Raw genomic sequence first — 21,918 nt, forward strand, 5'->3', positions numbered from 1 at the left:
ACGGCTGGACCGCCCGGTTCATTGTCGGGTCGACAGGGGCCAGTCGACCCCCGTCAGGTCCGCGACCACGAGATCGGCCCCGGTGAGCTCGGCGTCCGTGTGGGTCGTCGCGATTCCCACGCAGGACATGCCCGCCGCCTTGGCCGCCGCGATCCCGGCGATTGAATCTTCAAACGCCACACAGTGTGCCGGATCGACGGACAGCCGCGCGGCGGCGAGCAGGAAACCCTCGGGATGCGGTTTGCCCACGGTCACGTCCTGGGCGGTCACCAGCGTGTCCACCAGGTCGCGCACCCCGACCTCGGTCAGCCGTTCCTCCGCCCAGTCCCGTCCGGCGGAGGTGACGACCGCGACCGGCGACCCGTGGGCCGCGACCCGGCGGACCAGCTCCGCGGCCCCCGGGACGGGCACGATGTCGGGGAGGTCGGGATGGTCGTTGAAGGAGAAGACCTGGGTGATCAGGTCCTCGATCTCCCTGCCGGGGAACAGGTGCGCCTTCTCCGCCAGGACGTCGCGTCCGCGCCGCCCCATGAACGCCCGCAGCTCGGCCTCGTCGTGGACGATCCCGTGGGCTTCGAGCAGCATCGCCCACATCGCGAGGCTCCGCCGCTCGGTGTTGATCAGTGTGCCGTCGAGATCGAAGAGCGCCGCCGCGTCCATGCCCGAACCAGCCTCCGTGCCGTTGTCGTGATCATGATTCTGTCCTGAGTCCTCACCGATTCCACACGGTTGACTCCTGGATCAGGTCATCTCCACTCGAAAAGCTCGCTTCCCGCGTCCACCGACCCTTCGGCGAGGCCGGTGACGGCACCCGCCGGGGCGTCCAGGGCGACGACCGGGCAGACCGGGGAACGCCCGCCCGCCTCGACCAGCGCCGGGTCCCAGGCCACGACGGGCTGGCCCGCGCTCACCCGGTCGCCCTCGGCGGCCAGCAGTTCGAACCCCTCGCCCCGCAGCTGGACGGTGTCGATGCCCAGATGGACGAGGACTCCGCGGCCGTCGTCGTCCACGACGACGAACGCGTGCGGGTGCAGCTTGACGATGGTGCCCGTGATGGGGGAGAGCGCCCGGCCCGGCGCCCGGTCGGGTTCGATCGCCATGCCCGGCCCCACCAGGCCCTCGGCGAAGACCGGGTCGGGCACCGATTCCAACCCCACGGCCGCCCCCGCGACCGGTGCCAGAACTGTGGTCATCGCACCCCCCTCGGCAGGTCCCCGCCGCAGAGGGCGGGGACGCCCCCCCGGCCCCATCAGCCGATGATCTCCTCGATGTCGTCGGCGAGTGTGTCGGCCTCGGGCCCCACCACCACCTGGACGATGTTCCCCGCCGCCATCACGCCGTGCGCGCCCGCGGCCTTGAGCGCCTCCTGGTCGACCTTGGAGGCGTCGCGCACCTCGGTGCGGAGCCGGGTGATGCACGGTTCGATCTCGATGATGTTGTCCGCGCCACCGAGTCCGGCGATGATCGCGTCAGCGTCGGCCGCCATCTGGCCCTCCCACTTGTGACCAGCCCTTTCTCCAGGGCTATGACTAGGCTAAGGGACGTGGTGCGATCAGTCGGTCTGGGTCACCTTGTTCAGGCCGCGGGGGGCGTCGGGGTCGATGCCCAGCCGGCGCGCGAGGGCCTCGGTGAGGAGCTGCCCCGGGACGATCAGGCCCAGCGGCGCGACCCACTCGGGCAGGTCGGGACCGTTCAGGGCGGCGGTGGCGGCCGCGGACAGCGCGGTTCCGCCGCCGACGGTGAAGGCGGCGGCGCCCGCGCCGGTGACCCGCTCGGCGAGCGCGACGGTTCCGGCCAGTGTCGGGCCCTCGCCCGCCGCGACCAGGATGGCCGGGGTGTCCTCGTCCACCACGGCGATCGGGCCGTGCAGCAGGTCGGCGTAGGACAGGCCCATCGCGTGCAGGTAGCACGCCTCCTTGAGCTTGAGCGCCAGTTCCAGGGCGGTGGAGAAGGCCAGGCCGCGACCGGAGACCACGGCACCGGGCTTGTCGGCCAGGCCCTCGACGACCGCCTCCAGGTCGCCCGGGTCGTCGATCAGCTTCTCCACGGCGTCCGGCGCCCGGCGCAGGCCGTCGACGTCGACGTCCGCCCCCAGGCCGAGGGCGAGCACGGCCAGCGCGGCGAGCTGGGTGGTGTAGGTCTTGGTGGCGGGGACGGCCTTCTCCTCCCCGGCGACGGTGCACAGGGCGAGGTCGGCGGCCTGAGCCAGGGGGCTCCGCTCTCCGCCGTTGGTGATGGCCACGGTCTTCGCGCCGCAGTCCTTGGCCCAGGTGAGGGTTTCGACGATCTCCTCGGTCCGTCCCGACTGGGAGAGGCCGACGGCGAGGACCCCGTCGAGGTCGAGCCTGCGCCGGTAGGTGGTGGCGACCGAAGGCGCGGCGAGCGTGGAGAGTCGTCCCGCGTGCGTCTCGACGAGGTAACGGCCGTAGACTGCGGCGTTGTCAGAGGTTCCGCGGGCGATGAACAACAGCTGCCGGGTCTGCCCCGCCAGCCGCTCGATCTCGCCGACCCGGGGGAGGAGGGCGTCCAGTGTGGCTCGCAGCGCCGCGGGCTGCTCGACGATCTCGCTGCGCATCTTGGTGGTCATCTCGCGCTCATCCTTCGGTTCGAACGGACTCCGGTGAGGATGGACGAGATCGGGCCGTTATCGATCCGTCGCCGGTCCGCACATTGACACCCTTTTCCGGCCTGTGGTCTAGTCCGGACTAGACCAGTACGAACCATAACCCATGACACAGCTCAGATCGAGGGGAGGAGATCCCATGGCCCAGATCGACCCGGACAGCCCGGTGCCGAAGTACTTCCAACTGCGGGAGATCCTGCTCGACCTCATCGAAAGCAACGAGCTGACGATCGGTACGGCGATCCCGTCCGAGCGTGAGCTCTGCCAGCGGTTCGGCCTGTCCCGGATGACCGTGCGGCAGGCGGTCGACCACCTCGTCTCCGAGGGCAGGTTGCAGCGGGTGGCGGGCAAGGGCACCTTCGTCGCCCGGCCGAAGATCGAGATGGCCCTCCGGCTCACCTCCTTCAGCGACGAGATGCGCGCCAGGGGCATGGAACCCGGCTCACGCGACCTGGACCGCCGGGTGGTCCGGGCCAGTGCCCACCTGGCCAGGGAGCTCGGTATCCGGCCCGGTGACGAGGTGCACTTCATCGAGCGGCTGCGGACCGCCGCCGGAGAGCCGATGTGCATCGAGCGGGCCCACATCCCCGTCTCCCTCGCACCCGACCTCGACACCCACGACCTGACGGGCCGCTCCCTGTACGCCCTCCTGGAGACCCGCTACGGCCTGGTGCTGGACGCGGGCGAGCTCACCATCGACGGCGGCGTCGCCGACCCCGGCGACGCCGACCTGCTGAAGCTGCCGCGCGGCGGGGCCGTGCTGCTGTTGCAACGCCGCTCCTTCGCGGGCGGCGTCTGCGCCGAGCTCGGAGTCTCCACCTACCGGGCCGACCGCTACCAGCTCCGCACGATCCTGGAGATCCCGACCCGCCGGTCCTGACCCCGGGGCGCCCGCCCCGCCGCACCTGCCGGCACGGGTCCGTCCCCCACCCGGGCCGAGGCCGTCTCCGCGTACCCGGCCTCCTCCCTCTTCCCAGCCTCTGGAGGAAAGTCCGATGAGTTCTTCCTCGGCGGACGCGGGCTCTCCCGCCGCCTCACCGCACATACCGGCCGGGACGGGCGTCCCACGGCGACAGGCCGGTCACCGTTGTGTATTCGGCGCACCGGGTGGTACATACCGTTCATCCCCCGCAGAGCACGGCATCCCGGGGGGTCGAGGATGAGCACGGCAGCGGCGGAGCGCGGTCCGAGCGTCTGGTCGTCCGCCTTCGCGGTCCTGCAACGCGTCGGACGCTCCCTCATGATGCCGATCGCGGTGCTGCCCGCGGCCGGCCTGCTGCTCCGGTTCGGCCAGGAGGACCTGCTCGGCCGCACCGACAACGCCTTCCTCGACCAGGTGGCGGGGATCTTCGCCGCCGCGGGCGGGGCCCTGTTCGACAACCTGCCGCTGCTGTTCGCGATCGGCGTGGCCATCGGGTTCGCCCGCAAGGCCGACGGTTCCACCGCGCTCGCCGCGCTCGTCGGCTACCTGGTCTTCGACCGGGTCAGCCGGACGGTCTTCTTCACCGCCGCGCCGGAGTCGGAGGTCTACAAGAAGGTCACCCAGAACGTGGTGGGCCCGGACGGGCAGGCCGTGCCCACGCTCAACCTGGGGGTGCAGAACCCCACCGGCGTCCTGGGCGGCATCGTCATCGGCATCACCGCAGCCCTGCTCTGGCAGCGGTACTACCGGTTCAAGCCGCCCTCCTGGCTGGCCTTCTTCGGCGGGCGAAGGTTCGTCCCGATCGTCACCGCCGTCGTCGCGTTGCTCCTCGGCGTACTGTTCGGGCTGCTGTGGCGGCCGGTCGGCGACTGGCTGGCCGGGGTGGGCGACTGGCTCTCCGTCCACGGCACCCTGGGGGCGGGCGTGTACGGCGTCGCCAACCGGCTCCTCATCCCCATCGGCCTGCACCACTTCCTGAACACGATCGTCTGGTTCACCCTGCCCGAGTGCCAGGCCGGGGTCGACGGCGCGACCAGGAACGCGGCGGGCGACCTGAACTGCTATTTCGCCGGCCAGGAAGGGGCCGGGATCTTCATGACCGGCTTCTTCCCGGTGATGATGTTCGGCCTGCTCGGCGCCGCGATCGCGATCTGGCGGGCCGCGCCGCCGCACCGCCGCCCGGCCGTCGGCGGCATCATGCTCTCGGCGGGACTGACCGCCTTCGTCACCGGGATCACCGAGCCGATCGAGTTCGCGTTCGTCTTCGTGGCCCCGGCGCTGTTCGTGGTGCACGCGCTCCTCACCGGGCTGTCCATGGCCCTGATGGCCGAGTTCGGGGCCCGCCTCGGCTTCACCTTCTCCGCCGGCGCGATCGACATGCTCCTCAACGCCGGCAAGGCCAACACCAGGGGGCTCGGGCTGATCATCGGCTACGGCGTGCTCTACTTCGTGATCTACTACCTGCTGTTCACGTTCATGATCAGGAAGTTCGGCCTCGCCACCCCCGGCCGTGAGCCCGAGGACGCCGAAACCCCCATCGGCACGTCCGGCACGGGCACCGCGTCCGGCACGGGCACCCTGCCCGACACGCCCGGAACGTCCGGCACCGGATCCGGCGCGGGCACCACATCCGCGGAACCTCCCCCGGGACGGACCGGTACACCGCAGGACGGGCCGGAGACCGGTCCGGCCACCTCCTGAGTCGCGTTTCGGCTGGGCCGCCGGTTTTCACCGTTCCGGCCGGAACCCGCCGTCCACGGTGGCGAACCACTCCAAGTGGAGGTCATCTTCCTCTCCAAGCGGGCGAACCAACCGGGATTTCCACAGAAGTTGGCGGAGTACGTATCCGGACGACGGACCGGAAACTCCTTAACCATCACTCATGCCAACCAGCAGTTCAGCACCATCGGAGTCGCCCATGTCGCCCGTTCGACGGCCGGTATCGCTCCCCCGGGTCGCCCCCTCCCCTGCCGCGGAACCTCCCTACGACGACGATCGCGCGGCTGGTCACACCCCGGCCGCCCCGCCGTACGTCCAGGGGACGCTCGCCCTCGCCATAGACCCCGGCCCCGCCCCCGGCCCCGGGCCCGCCGGCGGCTCCCCGGCGGCGGTCCGGCACGCCCGGCATCCGCTGATCTGGGGCCCGCCGGGTTCACCCCCCGACGAGCGGCGGTTGCGGGCCCTGGTCCAGGCCGTCGCCGAGACCCTCTCCGGCAGGCGGCCCCCGGCGAGCGTCGCCTGCCATCTGACCGGCCGGGCCCAGGCCGAACTGGTCAGAAGCGGAAAGGTCATCGACAGCACCCGGCCGCCGCGGGCCGGCCGGGTGCACGTCTCCCAGCCCGGAGACGGGGTGATCGAGATGTGCGCCGTGGTCGACTGCGGCGACCGCTCGCGCGTGCTCGCGCTGAGACTGGAACGCAGGGGCGTGCGCTGGCTGTGCACCGACGTCGAGACGGCGCCCTGAGCACACGCGCCAGCTGTCGCTTGGGGACCACAGGGCGGGCACCACGGGAACCACAGGGCCGGGGGCCGCGGAGGCCACAGGGCCGGGGGACCGTGAACGCCGGGGGTGCGGAGGCCACAAGGCCGGGGGACCACAGGGCCGGAGGCCGTGCGCCTGTGGACCACAGGGCCACAGGGCCGTGGGGACCGCGGATGCCGAGGACCATGGAGGCCGCAGCCGCCGACGAGGACCGCGGGAGGCCGGAAATGCCGCAGGGCCCGCACCGGAGTGCGGGCCCTGCGGGTGTGGTCACACCTCGGTGTGCTTGGGATCGCCGTGGCAGCGCTTGTACTTCTTGCCCGAACCGCAGGGGCACGGGGCATTGCGCTCGACGTTGCCGTAGGCGTCGCGCTCGGCCCGGCTGCTGACCCTGGTGTGCTCGACCTCGCCACCCTCACCGGGCGCGGTGTACTCCAGCTCGGCGGGACGCTCCGGGCCGCGCAGGCCGCGGGCGATGATCGAACGGGTCTCCGCGATCGCCGCGTCCTCGCCGGTCTCCGTCTCCTCGACGATCGGGTTGGTCTGCACCTCGACCTCGAGGTTGAACAGGTAGCCGACCGACTCCTCCTTGATGCCCTCCAGCATCTGGGAGAACATGTCGAAGCCCTCACGCTGGTACTCGATCAGCGGGTCGCGCTGGGCCATCGCCCGCAGGCCGATGCCCTCCTGCAGGTAGTCCATCTCGTAGAGGTGCTCACGCCACTTGCGGTCGAGGACCGACAGGATGACCCGCCGCTCCAGCTCGCGCATGGCCTCCGCGCCGAGCTCCTCCTCGCGACGGTCGTAGGCGGCGCCCGCGTCGGCCTTGATCTGCTCACCGAGCTGCTCGGCGGTGAGCTCCTCGACGGTGCCCTTGCCGACGACGTCCTCGACGGTGATGCTGATCGGGTAGAGCTGGCCGAGGGCCTTCCACAGCTTGTCGAGGTCCCACTCTTCGGCGAAGCCCTCCGCGGTGGCTCCCGCGACGTAGTCGTCGATCACGTCGTTGACGAAGCCGCGGATCTGCTCGTGGAGGTCGGCGCCCTCCAGCACCCGGCGGCGCTCGGCGTAGATCACCTTGCGCTGCCGGTTCATGACCTCGTCGTACTTCAGGACGTTCTTGCGGATCTCGAAGTTCTGCTGCTCGACCTGGTGCTGTGCGGAGGCGATGGCCTTGGAGACGATGCCCGACTCGATCGGGACGTCGTCCGGGATGTTCAGCCTGGTCATGATCATCTCGACCCTGGCCGAGTTGAACAGGCGCATCAGGTCGTCCTCGAGCGAGAGGTAGAACCTGGACTCGCCCGGGTCGCCCTGACGGCCGGAACGGCCGCGCAGCTGGTTGTCGATGCGCCGCGACTCGTGGCGCTCGGTGCCCAGGACGTAGAGGCCGCCCAGCTCGGTGACCTCGTCGTGCTCGGCCTTGACCGCTTCCTTGGCCTTCTCCAGCGCCTCGGGCCAGGCCTTCTCGTACTCCTCCGGGGTCTCGACCGGGTCGAGGCCGCGGTTGCGCAGCTCCAGGTCGGCGCGGAAGTCGGGGTTGCCGCCGAGCATGATGTCGGTGCCTCGACCGGCCATGTTGGTGGCGACGGTGACCGCGTGCTTGCGGCCCGCCTCGGCCACGATCGCCGCCTCACGCGCGTGGTTCTTGGCGTTGAGGACCTCGTGCTTGACGCCCTTGCGCTTGAGCTCCTTGGACAGGCGCTCGGACTTCTCCACGCTCGTGGTGCCGACCAGGACCGGCTGGCCCTTCTCGTAGCGCTCCTTGATGTCCTCCACGCACGCCAGGAACTTGGCGTCCTCGGTCTTGTAGACCACGTCGGCCTGGTCCTTACGGACCATCGGCCGGTTCGTCGGGATCGGGACGACGCCGAGCTTGTAGGTCTGGTGGAACTCGTTGGCCTCGGTGGCGGCGGTACCGGTCATGCCGGAGAGCGTCTCGTAGAGGCGGAAGTAGTTCTGCAGCGTGATCGTGGCGAGAGTCTGGTTCTCGTCCTTGATCTTGACGCCTTCCTTCGCCTCGATGGCCTGGTGCATGCCCTCGTTGTAGCGGCGGCCGTGCAGGACGCGACCGGTGAACTCGTCGACGATCAGGACCTCGCCGTCGACGACGATGTAGTCCTTGTCCTTCTTGTAGAGCTCCTTGGCCTTCAACGCGTTGTTGAGGAAGCCCACCAGGTGGGTGTGCTCGGGCTTGTAGAGGTTGTCGATGCCGAGCCAGTCTTCGACCTTCTGCACGCCGGCCTCGAAGATGCCCACGGTGCGCTTCTTCTCGTCGACGGCGTAGTCGCCGGTGTTCTCCTCGCCGTCCTTGCCCTCCACGCCCCGGCGGAGCCTGGGAACGATCTTGGCGAACTCCGCGTACCACTTGCCGGACTGCTCGCCGGGGCCGGAGATGATCAGCGGCGTCCTGGCCTCGTCGATGAGGATGGAGTCGACCTCGTCGACGATGGCGAAGTTGTGGCCGCGCTGGACGCACTCCTCCAGCGACCACGCCATGTTGTCGCGCAGGTAGTCGAAACCGAACTCGTTGTTCGTGCCGTAGGTGATGTCGGCGTTGTACTGCCTGCGGCGCTCGTCGGCCGGCATGTTGGCCAGGATGACGCCGACCTCCAGGCCGAGGAAGCGGTGGATGCGGCCCATCTCGTCGGCGTCGCGCTTGGCCAGGTAGTCGTTGACCGTGACGACGTGGACGCCCTTGCCCGAGATGGCGTTGAGGTAGGCCGGGAGCGTACAGGTCAGGGTCTTGCCCTCACCGGTGCGCATCTCCGAGATGTTGCCCATGTGCAGGTTGGCCCCGCCCATGAGCTGCACGTCGAAGTGGCGCTTGCCCAGCACCCGCCGGGAGGCCTCACGAACGGTGGCGAACGCCTCGGGCAGCAGGTCGTCGAGAGACTCTCCGTCGGCGTGACGCTGTTTGTACTCCGCGGTCAGCGCGCGGAGTTCGGCGTCGGTCAGACTCGTGAAGTCGTCTTCGATGGAGTTGACCTGGTCGGCGATCCGCTTGAGCTTACGCAGAAGCTTGCCTTCGCCTGCGCGAAGAATCTTGTCGAGAAAGGCTGGCACTTTAGCTAAAGCTCCTCGCAGGTCTTCCGAGGCCGGACCGCCCGGCTGAGGACGAGACATGGTTCTCCGCTGCCATCGTAGGCGGTTCCACCGCCTGACACAGCCACCCTCGATGACGCTCCGGTCGCGAATGGAGTTCCTTGCCCCCTTTTTTGAGAGAGTACGACCAGATTCAAGGGGTATGTCGCCCGCGGCACGCCCGCGCGGAAATCACCGCGCGGGCGCGTCGCCGTGTTCGGAAGGAGTGGCCGCAATGGTGGACGACACGCGGCAGGCGAACGTCAACCACGGAGGCAGGGCGTCGTCTTGGCTGGCCGTGACCGTCCTCCTGCTGGGTTTCGGCATCGCGGGGGTGGCCCTGTGCATGGGCCCCAACTGGTTCGTGTTCTGGATGGGGGCCGGCGCCTGCGCCATGGGCGGAATCCTCGTGCTGGTCTTCGGGGTCTTCCAGGACGTTGTCCTCGACGCTCCCCGCACGATGCACGCCGGGACGAGCCGGAACACGCCCGGCTGAGGAGGCCGGGTCCGGCGGGCAGGCGGGACCGGATCGGCACCGGATCCGGCCGGTCGGCGAACCGGGAGGGGGAATCACGCCCTCCGGTGGACGCGGCCCGGCACGGGACCGGACCCGCCGGATCCGACCGACACCGACCGGGACCGAGCGGACCAGGACCGGGACCGGGACCGACCGGACCGGGACCGACCCGACCAGGACCGCCCCGACCAGGATCGACCGACACCGCCGTAGCCCTTTCGTCGGTTCGAGCCGTTAATCTCGGCCTCATGTTGACGTGTTGCTTCCCCCGGGGGCGGGCATGACGCTCGCCCTCTCCTCCGACGAGGCCCGCCGCATCATCCTCCGCGCCCAGGGTTTCCTCGGCGCGGAGGCCCGCCGCGGCGGCGCCCCCGCGATGCTGCGCAGGCTGGGAGCGGTCCAGCTCGACACGATCTCGGTGCTGGCCCGCTCGCACGAGCTGGTCGCCTACTCCCGCCTCGGCGCCGTCGGCAGGCAGAAGATCGAGCGGGCCTACTGGGACGACCCGGCCCGGGCGTTCGAGTACTGGTGCCATGCGGCCTGTGTCCTGCCGATCGAGGACTGGCCGCTGTACACGTTCCGGCGCCGCTACTACCGCGACCGGAAGTTCCGCTGGCACGACGTGCCCGACAGCGTGGACAAGATCCTTCAACTGGTCCGCGACGAGGGGCCCGTGACCACCGCCGACATCGGCGGCGCCAAGAACGGCGGCCCCTGGTGGGACTGGTCGGACTCCAAGATCGCAATCGAGTGGCTGCTCGACACCGGCGAGGTCGTCTGCACCCGCCGGGTGGGCTGGCGCCGCGTCTACGACCTGGCCGAGCGCGCGCTCCCGGCGCACCTGCTCGCCGAGGAGCCGTCCGACACCGAGTGCGTCACCCGCCTGACGCGGATCGCGGGGCGGGCCCTGGGCGTCGCCACCCGCGCCGACCTCGTCGACTTCCTGCGGCTGAGGTCCGCCCAGGCCCTCCTGCTCGACCGGTGCCTGCTCGACGGCTCCGCCGGGCTGGTGCCCGTGCGCGTCTCCGGATGGCCTGAGCGCTCGGCCGCCGCCTGGGCCGACCCGGAGGCGCTGGAGACCCCGCCCCGGGGCCGCCACCGCACGACCCTGCTCTCCCCGTTCGACTCCCTCGTCTGGGACCGTGCCCGCACCCTGCGCGTCTTCGGCTTCAACCACCGCCTGGAGGCGTACGTGCCCAAGGACAGACGCGTCCACGGCTACTTCACGATGCCGCTGCTGGCGGGGGGCCGGCTGATCGGCCGGGTCGACCCGGCGCGCGAGGGCGGAACCCTCGTCGCCCGTCAGGTCGGGCTCGAACCGGGCGTCTCCGCGGGCAGGGGCGCCGGGCCGCTGGCCGAGGCGCTGTGGGAGGCCGCCGGCTGGGTCGGCTGCGACGCCGTGCGCGTCGAGCGGGTCGATCCGCTGCTGGTGGGCCCGCTGCACGACGCCCTGGGACGCTGAGCGGATGGCGCGGCGACCGCGGGGCGGTCACCGCGCCGGACGGACGGGTGTCAGGTGATCTCCAGCATCCGTTCGCGCACCGCGTAGACCACCGCTTCCATCCGGGAGTGCAGCTGGAGCTTGTCCAGGATGTTGCGGACGTGGTTCTTCACGGTGTTCTCCGAGATGAACAGCTGCTTGGCGATCTCCCGGTTGTTCATCCCCTTCGCGACCAGGCGAAGCACCTCCATCTCCCGCTCGGTCAGGCGCGGGACGGGCAGCTGCGGCGGCCGCTCGGCCTCCTTGCGGCTCATGCTGGCGAACTCGCTGATGAGCTTGGCGGCCATCGCCGGGTTGATCAGCGACTGTCCCTCGTGCACACCGCGCACGGCCTGCGGCACCTCGTCGAGCTGGACGTTCTTCAGCAGGTAACCGGTGGCTCCCGCCTTGATCGCCTCGAAGAGGTCCTCCTCCTCGTCACTCACCGTCAGCATGATGATCCGTGTGCTCGGCACCGAGGCCTTGATCTCGCGAGTGGCCTCGATGCCGCTCCTGCGTGGCATCCGGACGTCCATGAGCACGACGTCCGGGGTGAGACGGTCGGCGAGCTCGACCGCTTCCTGACCGTCGCTCGCCTCGCCGACCACCTCGATGTCCGTCTCCGCGTCCAGCGCCATTTCCAGGCTGCGCCGGATCAGCGCGTGATCGTCAACGATCAGCACGCGGATCGGGTCGCCGCGCCCGGCGGAGCCGGTTGCGTCGTCGGGTTCCGTCACGCCTCCTCCTCGGGGGGCCAGAGCCGTTGGACCGCCATGATTACACGGGTTTCACGGTCCTCGGGTTGGGCGGAGAGGATCTTCGAACGTCTCGGTCAGGGTTCGACGAGGCGCAGAACGCCGTAGTTGTAACCTCGGCGCAGATATACGACACTCGGCTGGCCGCTCTCCTTGTCACGGAACAGGTAGAAGTCGTGCCCGACCAGCTCCATCTCCAGGAGGGCCTGGTCGATCGTCATCGGTTCGGCGTTGTGGAACTTCTCTCTGACGATGAGCGGGCCGTCCCCGTCCATCTCGATGGGGACGATCGAGGTGTCCTCCGGAGAGGTGGCTTCGGTCTCGGTCTCGGGCCGGGCCGCCGTCTCGGTGAGGAGCTGGGCCGGAGCGCTCTCCAGCGACTCCGCGAGCGCCGTGGCGGTCAGCTCGGCGACCGAAGGGGGGCAGTGGTTGCCGTGGTGGATCTTCCGCCGGTCGGCGAGACGGCGGAGTCTTCCCTCGAGTTTTCCGAGTGCTATGTCAAGGGCGGCGAAGCGATCGTCTGCCGAGGCCTCCGCGCGGATCGCGGGGCCGCGCGTGTGGATGGTGAGTTCCACCCGCTCGCGCTGGTCGACGATGCGGGGATTACGCTCTTTCGACACCTCCACGTCAACGCGAATGAGCTTGTGGTCAAGACGCTCGATCCTGGCCAGCTTGGTGTTCACATGATCGCGGAATCGGTCACTCACTCCGGTGTGCCGCCCCTTGACGATGATTTCCATGCACAGCCCCCCTTCGAACCTCGACGGTGGTACGCGACACCCGCTCGGCCGACCTGGTCTTCGTCCCCACATCCGCCTGCTGAGGGTTTCGCAGCTCTTTGCCACTACATGCCCTTCTCTTCTGGCGAGGAACATCTGGCTCCTCGGGAAGGCAGGTCTTACCTCTAAGCCGCACCGTGATCGGTCGACGAAAAGTCGCCTTACGTGGGCCGTTTCGCCTGCGGCTGGCATCGGCTAGCCAGGCCGGCCCCCCTTCGGGGGTCGGTCCGGCGCAACCACGGACCCGAGCGGGTGCCATGGCTCAGACGCTATCCGCATCCCGGCCGAATGTCAGCCTGCGGGACCGGCGGGAGATCACTTTGTGTGATCGTCGGCGCGGCGGCGGCCGCGCCGGAGGCAGGTGGGCGGCCGGGAGCCTCGGCGCGCGGCGGTCCGGCGCGTCCCCGAGCAGCGGCCGAACCCCGGAAGGGGCGGTGGGACGGGCGACGAGAGGGAGGCGGCGACGGCCCCGCGATCACCCTCCGTCACGAACGTGACTTCGGTCTCTCCGGCGTGTCGCGGCTATCGTCGCGGCACGGTCGGGCGTTACACCGGCCTCGCGCAACGCCCTGGCCGCCTCGGCCAGCGTCGCCCCCGTGGTGACGATGTCGTCGACCAGCACAACCGCCTCCAGACCGCCCCAGGATCGCGGCACGGGCGCGTTCCGGCCGGCCGGAACCGTGAAGGCGGAGGAGACGTTCGCGGCCCGCTGGAGCGAGCTCAGCCCCGCCTGGTCGGCCACCTGGCGCCGTTGGGCGAGCAGCCTGGCCACGGCCGCGGGCCACCCCGCCTGCGCGAGGTAACCGGCCGCCAGCTCCGCGAGCCGGGTCACCGGGTCGTGCCCACGGCGCCGCAGCGCCGGGCGGGCGCTGGGCACCGGCACGAGCACGACCGGCCGCTCGCCGACCGCGCCGGCCACCGCCAGGGCGAGCGCCCCGGCCAGGGGACGGGCCACGGCCGTGCGGCCCCGTTCCTTGTACGCGATGATCGCCCGGCGCACGGCGGGGGTGTATTCCCCCGCCGACCAGCACTCGGGCAGGCCGGGCGGCGCCGGGTCGGGGGTGCGGCACGCGGGCCGCCCGTGGATCTCGGCGGCGCAGCGGGGGCAGACGAGAGAGCCCGGCGTGTCGCAGCCGGCGCAGCGGGGCGGCAGGATCAGGTCGAGCATGGCGGTCGTCACGGGTTCACGGTGTCACACCCCACCGACAAAAAACCGCAGCACAACGGCCGGGCACCCCTCCACCGGCCCGGGAGGAAGGCCCGGCGCGGCGGACCTCGGCACCCCCGCGTCAGCCCAGGGGGAAGACCGGTGCGGACGGGCCGTCGGGACCGTTGTCCGCGAAGTCAGTCGAACCGGTCTCGTCCTTGACGAGCGGATCCCACTTGGCGGTGTTCCAGAACAGGACCTGCCGGTTCTCGTTGTCGTCCTTCGCCCCGGCCAGCAGGGTGCCGTCCAGGGCGGTGATGCTCTCGATCCGGGAGTCGGAGGCGAGCGACTTGGGTGCCGCGGTGACCGACGCCTCCAGCAGCTCGGACTTGCCGGTCAGCACGTAGAGGGTCTTGCCGTCCTTCCAGGCGATGTCCTCGATCTTCTGGCTGCCCTCCGCGGGCACCACGGTCTGGAGGTTGTCGATGCGGGTGTCGGCCCCCTGGCCGATGACGGTGCCGATGTGGACCTGCTCGCCCAGCCCGTCCCTGACGACCACCGCGACGTGCACGCCGTCCCGCGCGACCTTGAGCGACTCGATGTAGGCCGACTCCAGGTCGGGGGCGAAGACCCGGTAGCGGCGCTCGTCGCCGCTGTCGTGCCGGGTCACGATCGAGGTGCGGTCGTCGGGCCGGTCGACGGTCCAGAGCGTGTCATAGCGGTCCCACGACGGCGGGGCCAGGTCGGTGCCCGTCGCCCACACCCGCCACTCGCCGCCCTCGGCGAGCGGCGCCACGGAGATGCTCTTCCTGTCCGGCGCGAGCAGCGCCACCTGCTTGATCGGCTGAGCGCTGATCGCCAGGCTCTTGAACCCGTTGCCCTTCTGCCCCGCCCTGCCGGGCACCGGCCGGCCGACGTTCTCCTTGCCCAGCAGGTGCAGGGCACCGCCGGCCATGTAGAACGGGGCGACGTCGCTCGGGTTCATCCACGGGTCGAACCGCGACTGCTCCTGCGCGTCGATCTGCAGCGCGGAGTCGGAGGAGTAGTACGGCTCACCGTTGACCTTGACCTCGAAACCCCAGCCGCCCTGGGTCAGCGCGGTCAGCGTGGCGGCGAGCTGGGCGGCCATCGAGTCGATGCGGTCGGTGTCGACGCGCCGGGTGAGGTCGACGACGACGCGGTTGTTCTCGGTGGTGACGTCGATCAGCTCCGTGCCGGGGTCGAAGGCCGTGTTCACCGCGTCCTTGAGCGCGCTGCTCGGCCCCCGCAGCAGCCGCTCGACCGTGCTCTTGGCGAAGTTGGCACCGGGGTCGATCGGCACCCGCACCTGGTCGACCACCAGGCCCTGCCACCGGGAGTCGAGGAAGTACAGGTCCACGGGCAGGTAGCCGCGGTCGACGTCGGCCTCCGACAGCAGCAGCCCGTCGGGCCCGTCGTCGATCCGCCACCCGCCGGGCTCCCGGACGAGGCTGAAGGGCTTGTCGAGCGCGCCGCCGCTGGGACGGTACCGGCCGTCCTCGTCGATGGTGGCCGTGACGACCCCCTTGAGCGTGACCCTGGCCTGCTTGTCCTCGGCGGTCACGGGCGGGGGCTTCTCGTAGTCGCCCTGCCGGTAGACCGTGACGCCGCTGTGCGGGTTCCACTTCGCGGCGAACGCCCCGGTGAGGTAACGGCGGGCGACCGCGTGGTCCGGGTCGTCGGGGCTGGCCATCGCGGCCCGGAACCCGGTGACGACCTCCTCGGGCGACCAGTCGGGGTTCGGCGGCATGGCGATGACCCGCGCGTACGGGTCGCCGAGCGGGTTGCCCTTGCGCACGTCGCCGACGGCGATGGCCTTGCCCCCGGTGGGGATGACGGAGCAGGCGGATCCGCCGCAGGCCAGGACGACGGCCATCGCCGCCAGGCTCGCGGCGCGGGCGGGCCTAGTCCGCATCGCGGCCCCCGTCGGCCACCGCGGGCGACAGCACCGGGGTCATGTGCCCGCGCCACGACCGGCGCATCTCCACCTCCGGCGGGACCAGCGGCAGCGGCGAACCGCGCAGGACGGTCCCGGCCACCCTGGGCAGCGAGAGCCGGAACTGCGACCCCTCGCCGGGGGCGCCCCACGCCTGCAACCAGCCGCCGTGCAGCATGGCGTCCTCCCTGGAGATGGCCAGCCCGAGACCGGTGCCGCCGATCGTCCGCGCGCGGGACGGGTCGGCCCGCCAGAAGCGGTCGAACACCAGGTTCTCCTCGCCGGGCTTCAGCCCCACCCCGTGGTCGCGCACGGCCACCGCGACGGCGTCCCGGTCGGCGCCGACCGAGACGACCACGTCGCGGCCCTCGCCGTGCTCGATGGCGTTGAACAGCAGGTTGCGCAGGATGCGCTCGACCCTGCGGCTGTCCATCTCCGCCATACAGGGCTCACCGGGAAGGCGCAGGTCGAACCTGGTGGAGTGACGCTCGGCCAGCGCCTCGGAGTCGGCGACGGCGCGGAGCACCACGTCCCTGACGTCCACGGAGTCGATGTCCAGATCGGCGGCGCCCGCGTCGTAGCGGCTGATCTCCAGCAGGTCGGCGAGCATCGCCTCGAACCGGTTGAGCTGGTTCTGCATCAGCTCGGCCGACCTGGCCGCCATCGGGTCGAAGTCGTCCCGGGCGTCGTAGAGCAGGTCGGCGGCCATCCGCACGGTGGTCAGCGGGGTGCGCAGCTCGTGTGAGACGTCGGAGACGAACTGCCGCTGGACCTGGGAGAGCTCCTCCAACTGGTGGATCTTCAACGCCAGGTTGGCGGCCATCTCGTTGAAGGAGGTCGCCAGCCGGGCCAGGTCGTCCTCCCCGCGCACCTTGAGCCGCTCGTCCAGCCGCCCGGCGGCCAGCCGCTCGGCGGCCTGGCGCGCCAGGCGCACCGGCGTGACGACCTGGCGGGTGACCAGCGAGGCGATGGCGGCCAGCAGCAGCACCAGGCCGGCACCGACAAGCGTGATCATCTGCTGGACCGAGGCGAGGATCCGCTCCTCCTTGTCCAGCGGGACGAGGTGGTAGATCTCGTAGGAGGTGTCGAGCCCGGTCCCCCAGGTGTCCAGCCGGGTGCCGATGATCAGGCCGGGAACCGGCTCCGGCTGCCCCTTGTAGTACAGCGGGGTGTACCAGACGCTGTCCTCGCCGGCTTCCTTCCTGAACAGTTCCTCGCGCTGCCTGGGCGGGATGCTGACCGGGTCGATGTTCGTGGTGCCGTAGAACTCGCCGGGCCGGTTCTCGTTGCGGATGATCACCGAGTAGCGGCTGGCGGAACCGGCGCGCCGGGCGAGCGCGCCGGTGGCCTGGCTGAGCGGGCTGCCCCCGCCCGCCTGGAGCGGCTGACCCGACTCCGCGGGCTGCTTGGCGGGCTCGGCGGCCGGCTGGTTGAGGTAGCCGAGCACCGCGTTCCGGTCGGCCTGGGCCTCGCTTCTCGCCGCTCCCTCCCTGGCCTCCAGGGTCGCTCTGGCGATCTCCTGCATGAGGAAGACGCCGAGCACGGCGACCACCACGATGGAGATGACCATGGTGCTGGTGACCACGCGGAGCTGGAGCGAGCGCCAGAAGACCCGGCGCACCCGTCCGGCCGCGCGCCGGACACGACGCCGGACACCCCGCGCCAGCTGGCGCGGGGTGCGGCGACGCTTCTTCGGAGCGGAAGGCATGTCGGGGTCCGGGGGGATCCGTGGATCAGGCCGGGCCGGCCTTGTAGCCGACACCGCGGACCGTCACGACGATCTCGGGGTGCTCCGGGTCCTTCTCGATCTTCGCGCGGAGCCGCTGCACGTGCACGTTGACCAGGCGGGTGTCGGCCGCGTGGCGGTAGCCCCAGACCTGTTCGAGCAGGACCTCCCGGGTGAAGACCTGGCGCGGCTTGCGCGCGAGGGCGACCAGCAGGTCGAACTCCAGCGGCGTGAGGTTGATGGTCTCCTCGCCCCGCTTGACCGAGTGCCCGGCGACGTCGATGGTGATGTCCCCGATCTGCAGGATCTCCGGCGTGGGCTCGTCGGTGCGGCGCAGCCTGGCGCGGACCCGGGCGACGAGTTCCTTGGGCTTGAAGGGCTTGACGATGTAGTCGTCCGCCCCCGACTCCAGGCCGAGCACCACGTCGATGGTGTCGCTCTTGGCGGTGAGCATCACGATCGGCACCCCGGACTCGGCGCGGATACGGCGGCAGACGTCGATGCCGTCGGCGCCGGGGAGCATCAGGTCGAGCAGCACCAGATCCGGCCGGGTGTCGCGGAACGCGTCGAGCGCCTTGTCACCGTCGGAGACGAAGGAAGGTTCGAAGCCCTCCCCGCGCAGCACGATGCCGAGCATCTCGGCGAGAGCGGCGTCGTCGTCGACGACCAGCACGCGTCCTTTCATGGCCCCTCATTCGGTTTACGCAGTTCGGGAGTTATTGGGATAAACCGCTCGATCGTCGAAGATTACCCTTGTCCGCCTACCAGATGACACCGGCCGACGACCGCGCGTCCAAGCGACGAATTTTAGGCACAGGAACGTGAAGCGTGTCGTGGTGCCCCCGCACGGTCCTCGCCCGTCCCGGCGACTGCGGACACCGGGCGGAGATGACCACGACCCCAGTCTGCGGTAAACCGCGCCGTCTCGGCCATCCCTCCGGCATCTCCGTCGATCTCCGAGCCGGAATCCTCCCGCGCGTCCCGCCCGAAGGGAACGGGACTGTGATCACCCGATCACCACGGACGGCGTGGTCGCATGCCAGGATTGGGATATGTCAGACGGTCACGGTTCCGCTCCCGACACGCCTCCGGGCTGGGCGTCAAACCAGCCTCCCCCCTACGGTGGCACCCCGGGATCCCCCTGGACCGCCCCCGGCTCGACACCCGGCGGCCCTTCCACGCCCCACGGACAGCCGCCGCCCCACCAGCAGGGATACCAGCAGCCCCACCAGCAGGGCCCGTACGGCGCGGCGCCGCACGCCTACCAGGCACTGCGGCCGGGGATCATCCCGCTGCGTCCGCTGGGCCTGGGCGACATCCTCGACGGCGCGGTCAAGCTGATCCGCTCCAACCCCAGGAGCACGCTCGGCCTGTCGGCGATCGTCGCCGTGCTGAGCACGATCCCCAGCCTGATCTGGCAACTGCTCGCTCCGGGCGCCTCCTTCTCCGTCTCGCTGGACGACCCGTACGCGGCGGAGAGCCTGTCCCGGACGGGCCTCTTCGCCCAGTACGGCGGCACGCTGGTGTCGTCCGCGGTGCAGTTCGTCGCGGTGACCCTGCTCAGCGGCATGTTGACGTGCGTACTCGGCCGGGCGGTCCTCGGCGGCAGGGTGACGATCGCCGAGGCGTGGCGGCTGGCCCGCCCCCGCGTGCCCACCCTGCTCGGTCTGGTGCTCGTCATCACCGCGATCCTGCTGGTCCCGGCCGTGCCGATCTTCGTGTTGATCATCGCGCTCACCGCCGACGCCGGAGTCGGGGCGGCAGTGGCCGTGACCCTGCTGGCGATGCTCGGCTTCCTCGTCTACGCGTTCTTCATCACCACCAGGCTGGCTCTCGCGGCGCCCGTGGCGGTGCTGGAGCGGCGCGGCGTCGTCGACTCGCTGCGCAGGTCCTGGAACCTGGTCGACGGCGGTTTCTGGCGGACGCTCGGCATCCTGATCCTCACCCAGATCATCATGATCCTGGTCTCCTTCGTGCTCCTCATCCCCTTCACGGTGGTCGCCGGTGTGCTGACCGCCGCGGGCGGCCTGTCCACCGCTTCGCTGATCGCCGCGGCGACGCTGATCGCCGTGGGCGGCGTCGTCGGCTCGATGATCACCTATCCGTTCCAGGCGGGGGTCAACGGCCTGCTCTACGCCGACCGGCGGATGCGCGTCGAGGCGTTCGACCTGGTGCTGCAGACCGCGGCGATCGAACAGCAGCGGCAGGGCTGGGTCCACGCCTCCGCCGACGACCTGTGGGACCCGTCCGTCACCCCGGTCCAGCCCGGCTACGGACAGCCCGGCTACGGGCAACCGGGCTACGGGCAGCCCGGGCCCGGCTACGGACAGCCCGGCTACGGACAGCCGGGTTACGGTCCGCCGGGGCCCGGACAGCCGGGGCATCCCGACCGGTGAGTTCCGTGGTCCCGCCCCTGGCCCCTCCGGTCGACGTCGGCCGTGAGGAGGCGCAGCGTCAGGCCGCGCAGGAGCTGCTCAAGGCCGAGTACGCCGACGAGTCGCTCCTCGACCGGATCCTGCGCGGCGTCGACCAGTTCCTCGGCGACCTGCTGGACCTGGAGTCGGTGGACGTCGGCGGCGGTGTCGCGGTACGGATCGCGCTCGCCGTGATCGTCGTCGCCCTCCTGGCCGCGCTGGTCGTGATCGCGCGCAGGACCGTCCGGAGCGGGGCCGCGCGGCGGGAGGGCGTCTTCACCGGCCGTCGCCGCAGCGCCGCGGAACACCGGGAGGCCGCCGAGCGGCTGGCGGCGGAGGGCCGCTGGTCCGACGCCGTCCGTGAACGGCTCCGGGCGATCGCGGCCGACCTGGAGGAGCGTGTGATCGTCAACGCGGTCCCCGGCCGCACCGCCGACGAACTGGCCGCCGAGGCGGGGCGTGCGCTGCCCGGGTTCGCCGCCGGCCTGACCGCGGCGGCGCGGGTGTTCGACGACGTCACCTACGGCGAGGTCCCGGGCACGGCGGAGGACTACGGGCTGCTTCGCGACCTCGACCTGCGGCTGCGCGACGCCCGCCCGGTGCTCGTCCCCGCCGCGGCGGAGACCCCGCCAGGGACGACCCCGTGGGCGACCGCAGGACGGGCGTCCGCGCAGGAGACGACCGCAGGGGGGACGACCGGCCCGGAGACGACCGCAGGGGGGACGACCGGGCCGGGGACGACCGCAGGGGGGACGACCGGGCCGGGGACGACCGCGCGGGAGACGTCCGTGAGAGAGGCCGCCCCGTGAGCCTGGCCGCTCCTCCGGAGTCGGGGTCCGCCTCCACCTCGCCGACCGCCCGAGGTCTCTGGCTCCGCGGCCGGGGCGCCCTCGCGATCGCGTTCCTCGTGGTCGTCGCGGCCCTCACCGGCGTGCTGCTGAGCGGTTCCGGCGGGGGCGGCCGGCCACTGGACCCCGCCGACACCTCGCTGTCGGGTGGCAAGGCCCTGGCCGAGCTGTTGCGGGCCCGGGGGGTCCGGGTCGTCCGGGTCACCTCGGCGGCCGAGGCCGCGGCCGCCGGCACCGGGACGCTCCTGGTCGGCGACACGTCCTTCCTCACCGTGGAGGACGCCGAGCGGCTCGCCGCGCTCCCCGCCGACCTGCTCCTGGTCGGAGTGCGGACTCACCTGGACGTGCTCGCCCCCGGCGTGTCGCCCGGCGAGCGCGCGCGGACGCGCTCCCGCGAACCCCGGTGCGTCCTGCCGGCCGCGGCCGGGGCGGGCAGCGCCTACCTGGGCGGGACGACCTTCACCCTCCCGGCGCGGGGCACCGGCTGCTACCCGTCGGACGGGGCACCCACCCTGGTCTCCTACCCGGACCGGGGACGGACGATCACCGTCACGGGCGACGGCGGGTTCATGACCAACCTGCGGCTCGCCGAGGACGGCAACGCCGCACTCGCGGTGAACCTGGCCGGCGCCCGGCCCGTGCTGGTCTGGCTGACCGCCCCCGACTCGCCCCGGGCCACTGACGGGCAGGACTTCTACGGCCTGATCCCGGACGGGGTCAAGTGGGCGGTGCTGCAGGTGGGGCTCGCCGTGCTGCTGCTGGCCCTCTGGCGGGGACGCCGGCTCGGCCCGGTCGTGGTCGAGCGGCTCCCGGTCGTGGTCAGAGCCGCCGAGACGGTCGAGGGCCGTGCCAGGCTCTATCGGGCGAGACGGGCCCGCGACCGGGCCGCCGCGGCGCTCCGCGCCGGCTTCGCCGACCGGGTCACCCCCCGGCTCGGACTGCCTCCGGGGGCCGGACCGGAGGCGACGGTGAGCGCCGTCGCCGACCGGACCGGCCAGCCGGTGACGAGTGTGGGCGCCGCCCTCTACGGGCCGCCGCCCGCCGACGAGGCCGGGCTGGTCGCCCTGGCCGCATATATGGACATGTTGGAAAGGCAGGTCAGACAGTCGTGAGCGAGCGTAGCGCGCGAGCCGGAACCCCCGGCCGCACCGCGGACCCGAAGACCGGCAGGGGGTCGGCGTGACCAC

Annotated in this window: 19 protein-coding genes; 8 read left to right on the top strand and 11 right to left on the bottom strand. The window is 71.3% G+C overall.

The features are described from left to right. Nucleotides 1–18: 18 nt before the first annotated feature. The 4 genes from F4562_RS11695 to F4562_RS11710 form a co-directional block, all read right to left on the bottom strand. Nucleotides 19–660 carry an HAD family hydrolase gene (locus tag F4562_RS11695; protein WP_184538760.1) on the bottom strand — a complete coding sequence of 214 codons (642 nt, stop codon included), beginning with the start codon at nt 658–660 and terminating at the stop codon, nt 19–21. An 86-nt stretch (nt 661–746) separates the two neighbouring features. Continuing rightward, the gene (locus F4562_RS11700) at nt 747–1,193 is read right to left on the bottom strand and encodes a PTS sugar transporter subunit IIA (RefSeq protein WP_184538757.1); all 447 of its coding nucleotides are present in this window, start codon (nt 1,191–1,193) and stop codon (nt 747–749) included. Between the two features lie 56 nt (nt 1,194–1,249). Further along, nucleotides 1,250–1,486: a PTS sugar transporter subunit IIB gene (locus F4562_RS11705; RefSeq protein ID WP_184538755.1), complete on the bottom strand. Its 237-nt coding sequence runs from the start codon at nt 1,484–1,486 to the stop codon at nt 1,250–1,252. Nucleotides 1,487–1,552: 66 nt separating this feature from the next. Next, nucleotides 1,553–2,587, bottom strand: coding sequence for an SIS domain-containing protein (locus F4562_RS11710; RefSeq protein WP_184538753.1), 1,035 nt, complete (start codon nt 2,585–2,587; stop codon nt 1,553–1,555). Between the two features lie 175 nt (nt 2,588–2,762). On the opposite strand from F4562_RS11710, the gene F4562_RS11715 reads away from it, so the two are divergent. The 3 genes from F4562_RS11715 to F4562_RS11725 all read left to right on the top strand — a co-directional run bounded on the left by F4562_RS11715 (nt 2,763) and on the right by F4562_RS11725 (nt 6,009). Continuing rightward, nucleotides 2,763–3,503 (top strand): GntR family transcriptional regulator, encoded by a 741-nt coding sequence (locus F4562_RS11715; RefSeq protein WP_184538751.1) that lies wholly within the window; start codon nt 2,763–2,765, stop codon nt 3,501–3,503. Between the two features lie 279 nt (nt 3,504–3,782). Then, a complete protein-coding gene (locus F4562_RS11720; protein ID WP_184538749.1) occupies nt 3,783–5,246 on the top strand; it encodes a PTS transporter subunit EIIC in 1,464 nt (487 codons plus the stop codon). A gap of 217 nt (nt 5,247–5,463) precedes the next feature. After that, nucleotides 5,464–6,009, top strand: a complete 546-nt coding sequence (locus F4562_RS11725) for an Rv3235 family protein (protein ID WP_184538748.1) — start codon at nt 5,464–5,466, stop codon at nt 6,007–6,009. A gap of 288 nt (nt 6,010–6,297) precedes the next feature. Here the strand turns inward: F4562_RS11725 and secA are convergent, their stop codons facing one another. Further along, nucleotides 6,298–9,093 (bottom strand): preprotein translocase subunit SecA, encoded by a 2,796-nt coding sequence (gene secA, locus F4562_RS11730; RefSeq protein ID WP_184538745.1) that lies wholly within the window; start codon nt 9,091–9,093, stop codon nt 6,298–6,300. A 253-nt stretch (nt 9,094–9,346) separates the two neighbouring features. On the opposite strand from secA, the gene F4562_RS11735 reads away from it, so the two are divergent. Together F4562_RS11735 and F4562_RS11740 are read left to right on the top strand one after the other, a co-directional pair. After that, the gene (locus tag F4562_RS11735; protein WP_184538743.1) at nt 9,347–9,607 is read left to right on the top strand and encodes an HGxxPAAW family protein; all 261 of its coding nucleotides are present in this window, start codon (nt 9,347–9,349) and stop codon (nt 9,605–9,607) included. 277 nt (nt 9,608–9,884) lie between these two features. Next, a complete protein-coding gene (locus F4562_RS11740) occupies nt 9,885–11,090 on the top strand; it encodes a winged helix-turn-helix domain-containing protein (protein ID WP_311733842.1) in 1,206 nt (401 codons plus the stop codon). A gap of 50 nt (nt 11,091–11,140) precedes the next feature. Here the strand turns inward: F4562_RS11740 and F4562_RS11745 are convergent, their stop codons facing one another. The 6 genes from F4562_RS11745 to mtrA all read right to left on the bottom strand — a co-directional run bounded on the left by F4562_RS11745 (nt 11,141) and on the right by mtrA (nt 18,154). Then, the gene (locus F4562_RS11745) at nt 11,141–11,845 is read right to left on the bottom strand and encodes a response regulator (RefSeq protein WP_184538741.1); all 705 of its coding nucleotides are present in this window, start codon (nt 11,843–11,845) and stop codon (nt 11,141–11,143) included. Between the two features lie 95 nt (nt 11,846–11,940). Next, nucleotides 11,941–12,603: a ribosome hibernation-promoting factor, HPF/YfiA family gene (hpf, locus tag F4562_RS11750; RefSeq protein ID WP_184538739.1), complete on the bottom strand. Its 663-nt coding sequence runs from the start codon at nt 12,601–12,603 to the stop codon at nt 11,941–11,943. A 514-nt stretch (nt 12,604–13,117) separates the two neighbouring features. After that, the gene (locus F4562_RS11755) at nt 13,118–13,822 is read right to left on the bottom strand and encodes a ComF family protein (RefSeq protein WP_184538737.1); all 705 of its coding nucleotides are present in this window, start codon (nt 13,820–13,822) and stop codon (nt 13,118–13,120) included. Between the two features lie 109 nt (nt 13,823–13,931). Further along, complete coding sequence (locus F4562_RS11760) at nt 13,932–15,722, bottom strand: LpqB family beta-propeller domain-containing protein (protein ID WP_184538735.1); 1,791 nt, start codon at nt 15,720–15,722, stop codon at nt 13,932–13,934. Continuing rightward, nucleotides 15,712–17,451 carry an MtrAB system histidine kinase MtrB gene (gene mtrB / locus F4562_RS11765; RefSeq protein WP_184538733.1) on the bottom strand — a complete coding sequence of 580 codons (1,740 nt, stop codon included), beginning with the start codon at nt 17,449–17,451 and terminating at the stop codon, nt 15,712–15,714. The genes F4562_RS11760 and mtrB overlap by 11 nt, the downstream gene beginning before the upstream one ends. 25 nt (nt 17,452–17,476) lie before the next feature. Continuing rightward, nucleotides 17,477–18,154, bottom strand: a complete 678-nt coding sequence (mtrA, locus tag F4562_RS11770) for an MtrAB system response regulator MtrA (protein ID WP_030509347.1) — start codon at nt 18,152–18,154, stop codon at nt 17,477–17,479. Nucleotides 18,155–18,521: 367 nt separating this feature from the next. Here mtrA and F4562_RS11775 point away from each other — a divergent pair, with 367 nt between their 5' ends. Genes F4562_RS11775 through F4562_RS11785 form a run of 3 tightly spaced genes read left to right on the top strand, consistent with a single transcriptional unit; the run spans nt 18,522 to nt 21,843 of the window. Next, a complete protein-coding gene (locus tag F4562_RS11775; protein WP_184538731.1) occupies nt 18,522–19,865 on the top strand; it encodes a glycerophosphoryl diester phosphodiesterase membrane domain-containing protein in 1,344 nt (447 codons plus the stop codon). After that, nucleotides 19,862–20,692, top strand: coding sequence for a DUF4129 domain-containing protein (locus F4562_RS36295; protein WP_311733841.1), 831 nt, complete (start codon nt 19,862–19,864; stop codon nt 20,690–20,692). The genes F4562_RS11775 and F4562_RS36295 overlap by 4 nt, the downstream gene beginning before the upstream one ends. Further along, nucleotides 20,689–21,843 (top strand): DUF4350 domain-containing protein, encoded by a 1,155-nt coding sequence (locus F4562_RS11785; protein ID WP_184538729.1) that lies wholly within the window; start codon nt 20,689–20,691, stop codon nt 21,841–21,843. The genes F4562_RS36295 and F4562_RS11785 overlap by 4 nt, the downstream gene beginning before the upstream one ends. The last annotated feature ends 75 nt before the right edge of the window (nt 21,844–21,918 follow it).

This window comes from Streptosporangium becharense (genome assembly GCF_014204985.1).
GTDB classification, from domain to species: Bacteria; Actinomycetota; Actinomycetes; order Streptosporangiales; family Streptosporangiaceae; genus Streptosporangium; species Streptosporangium becharense.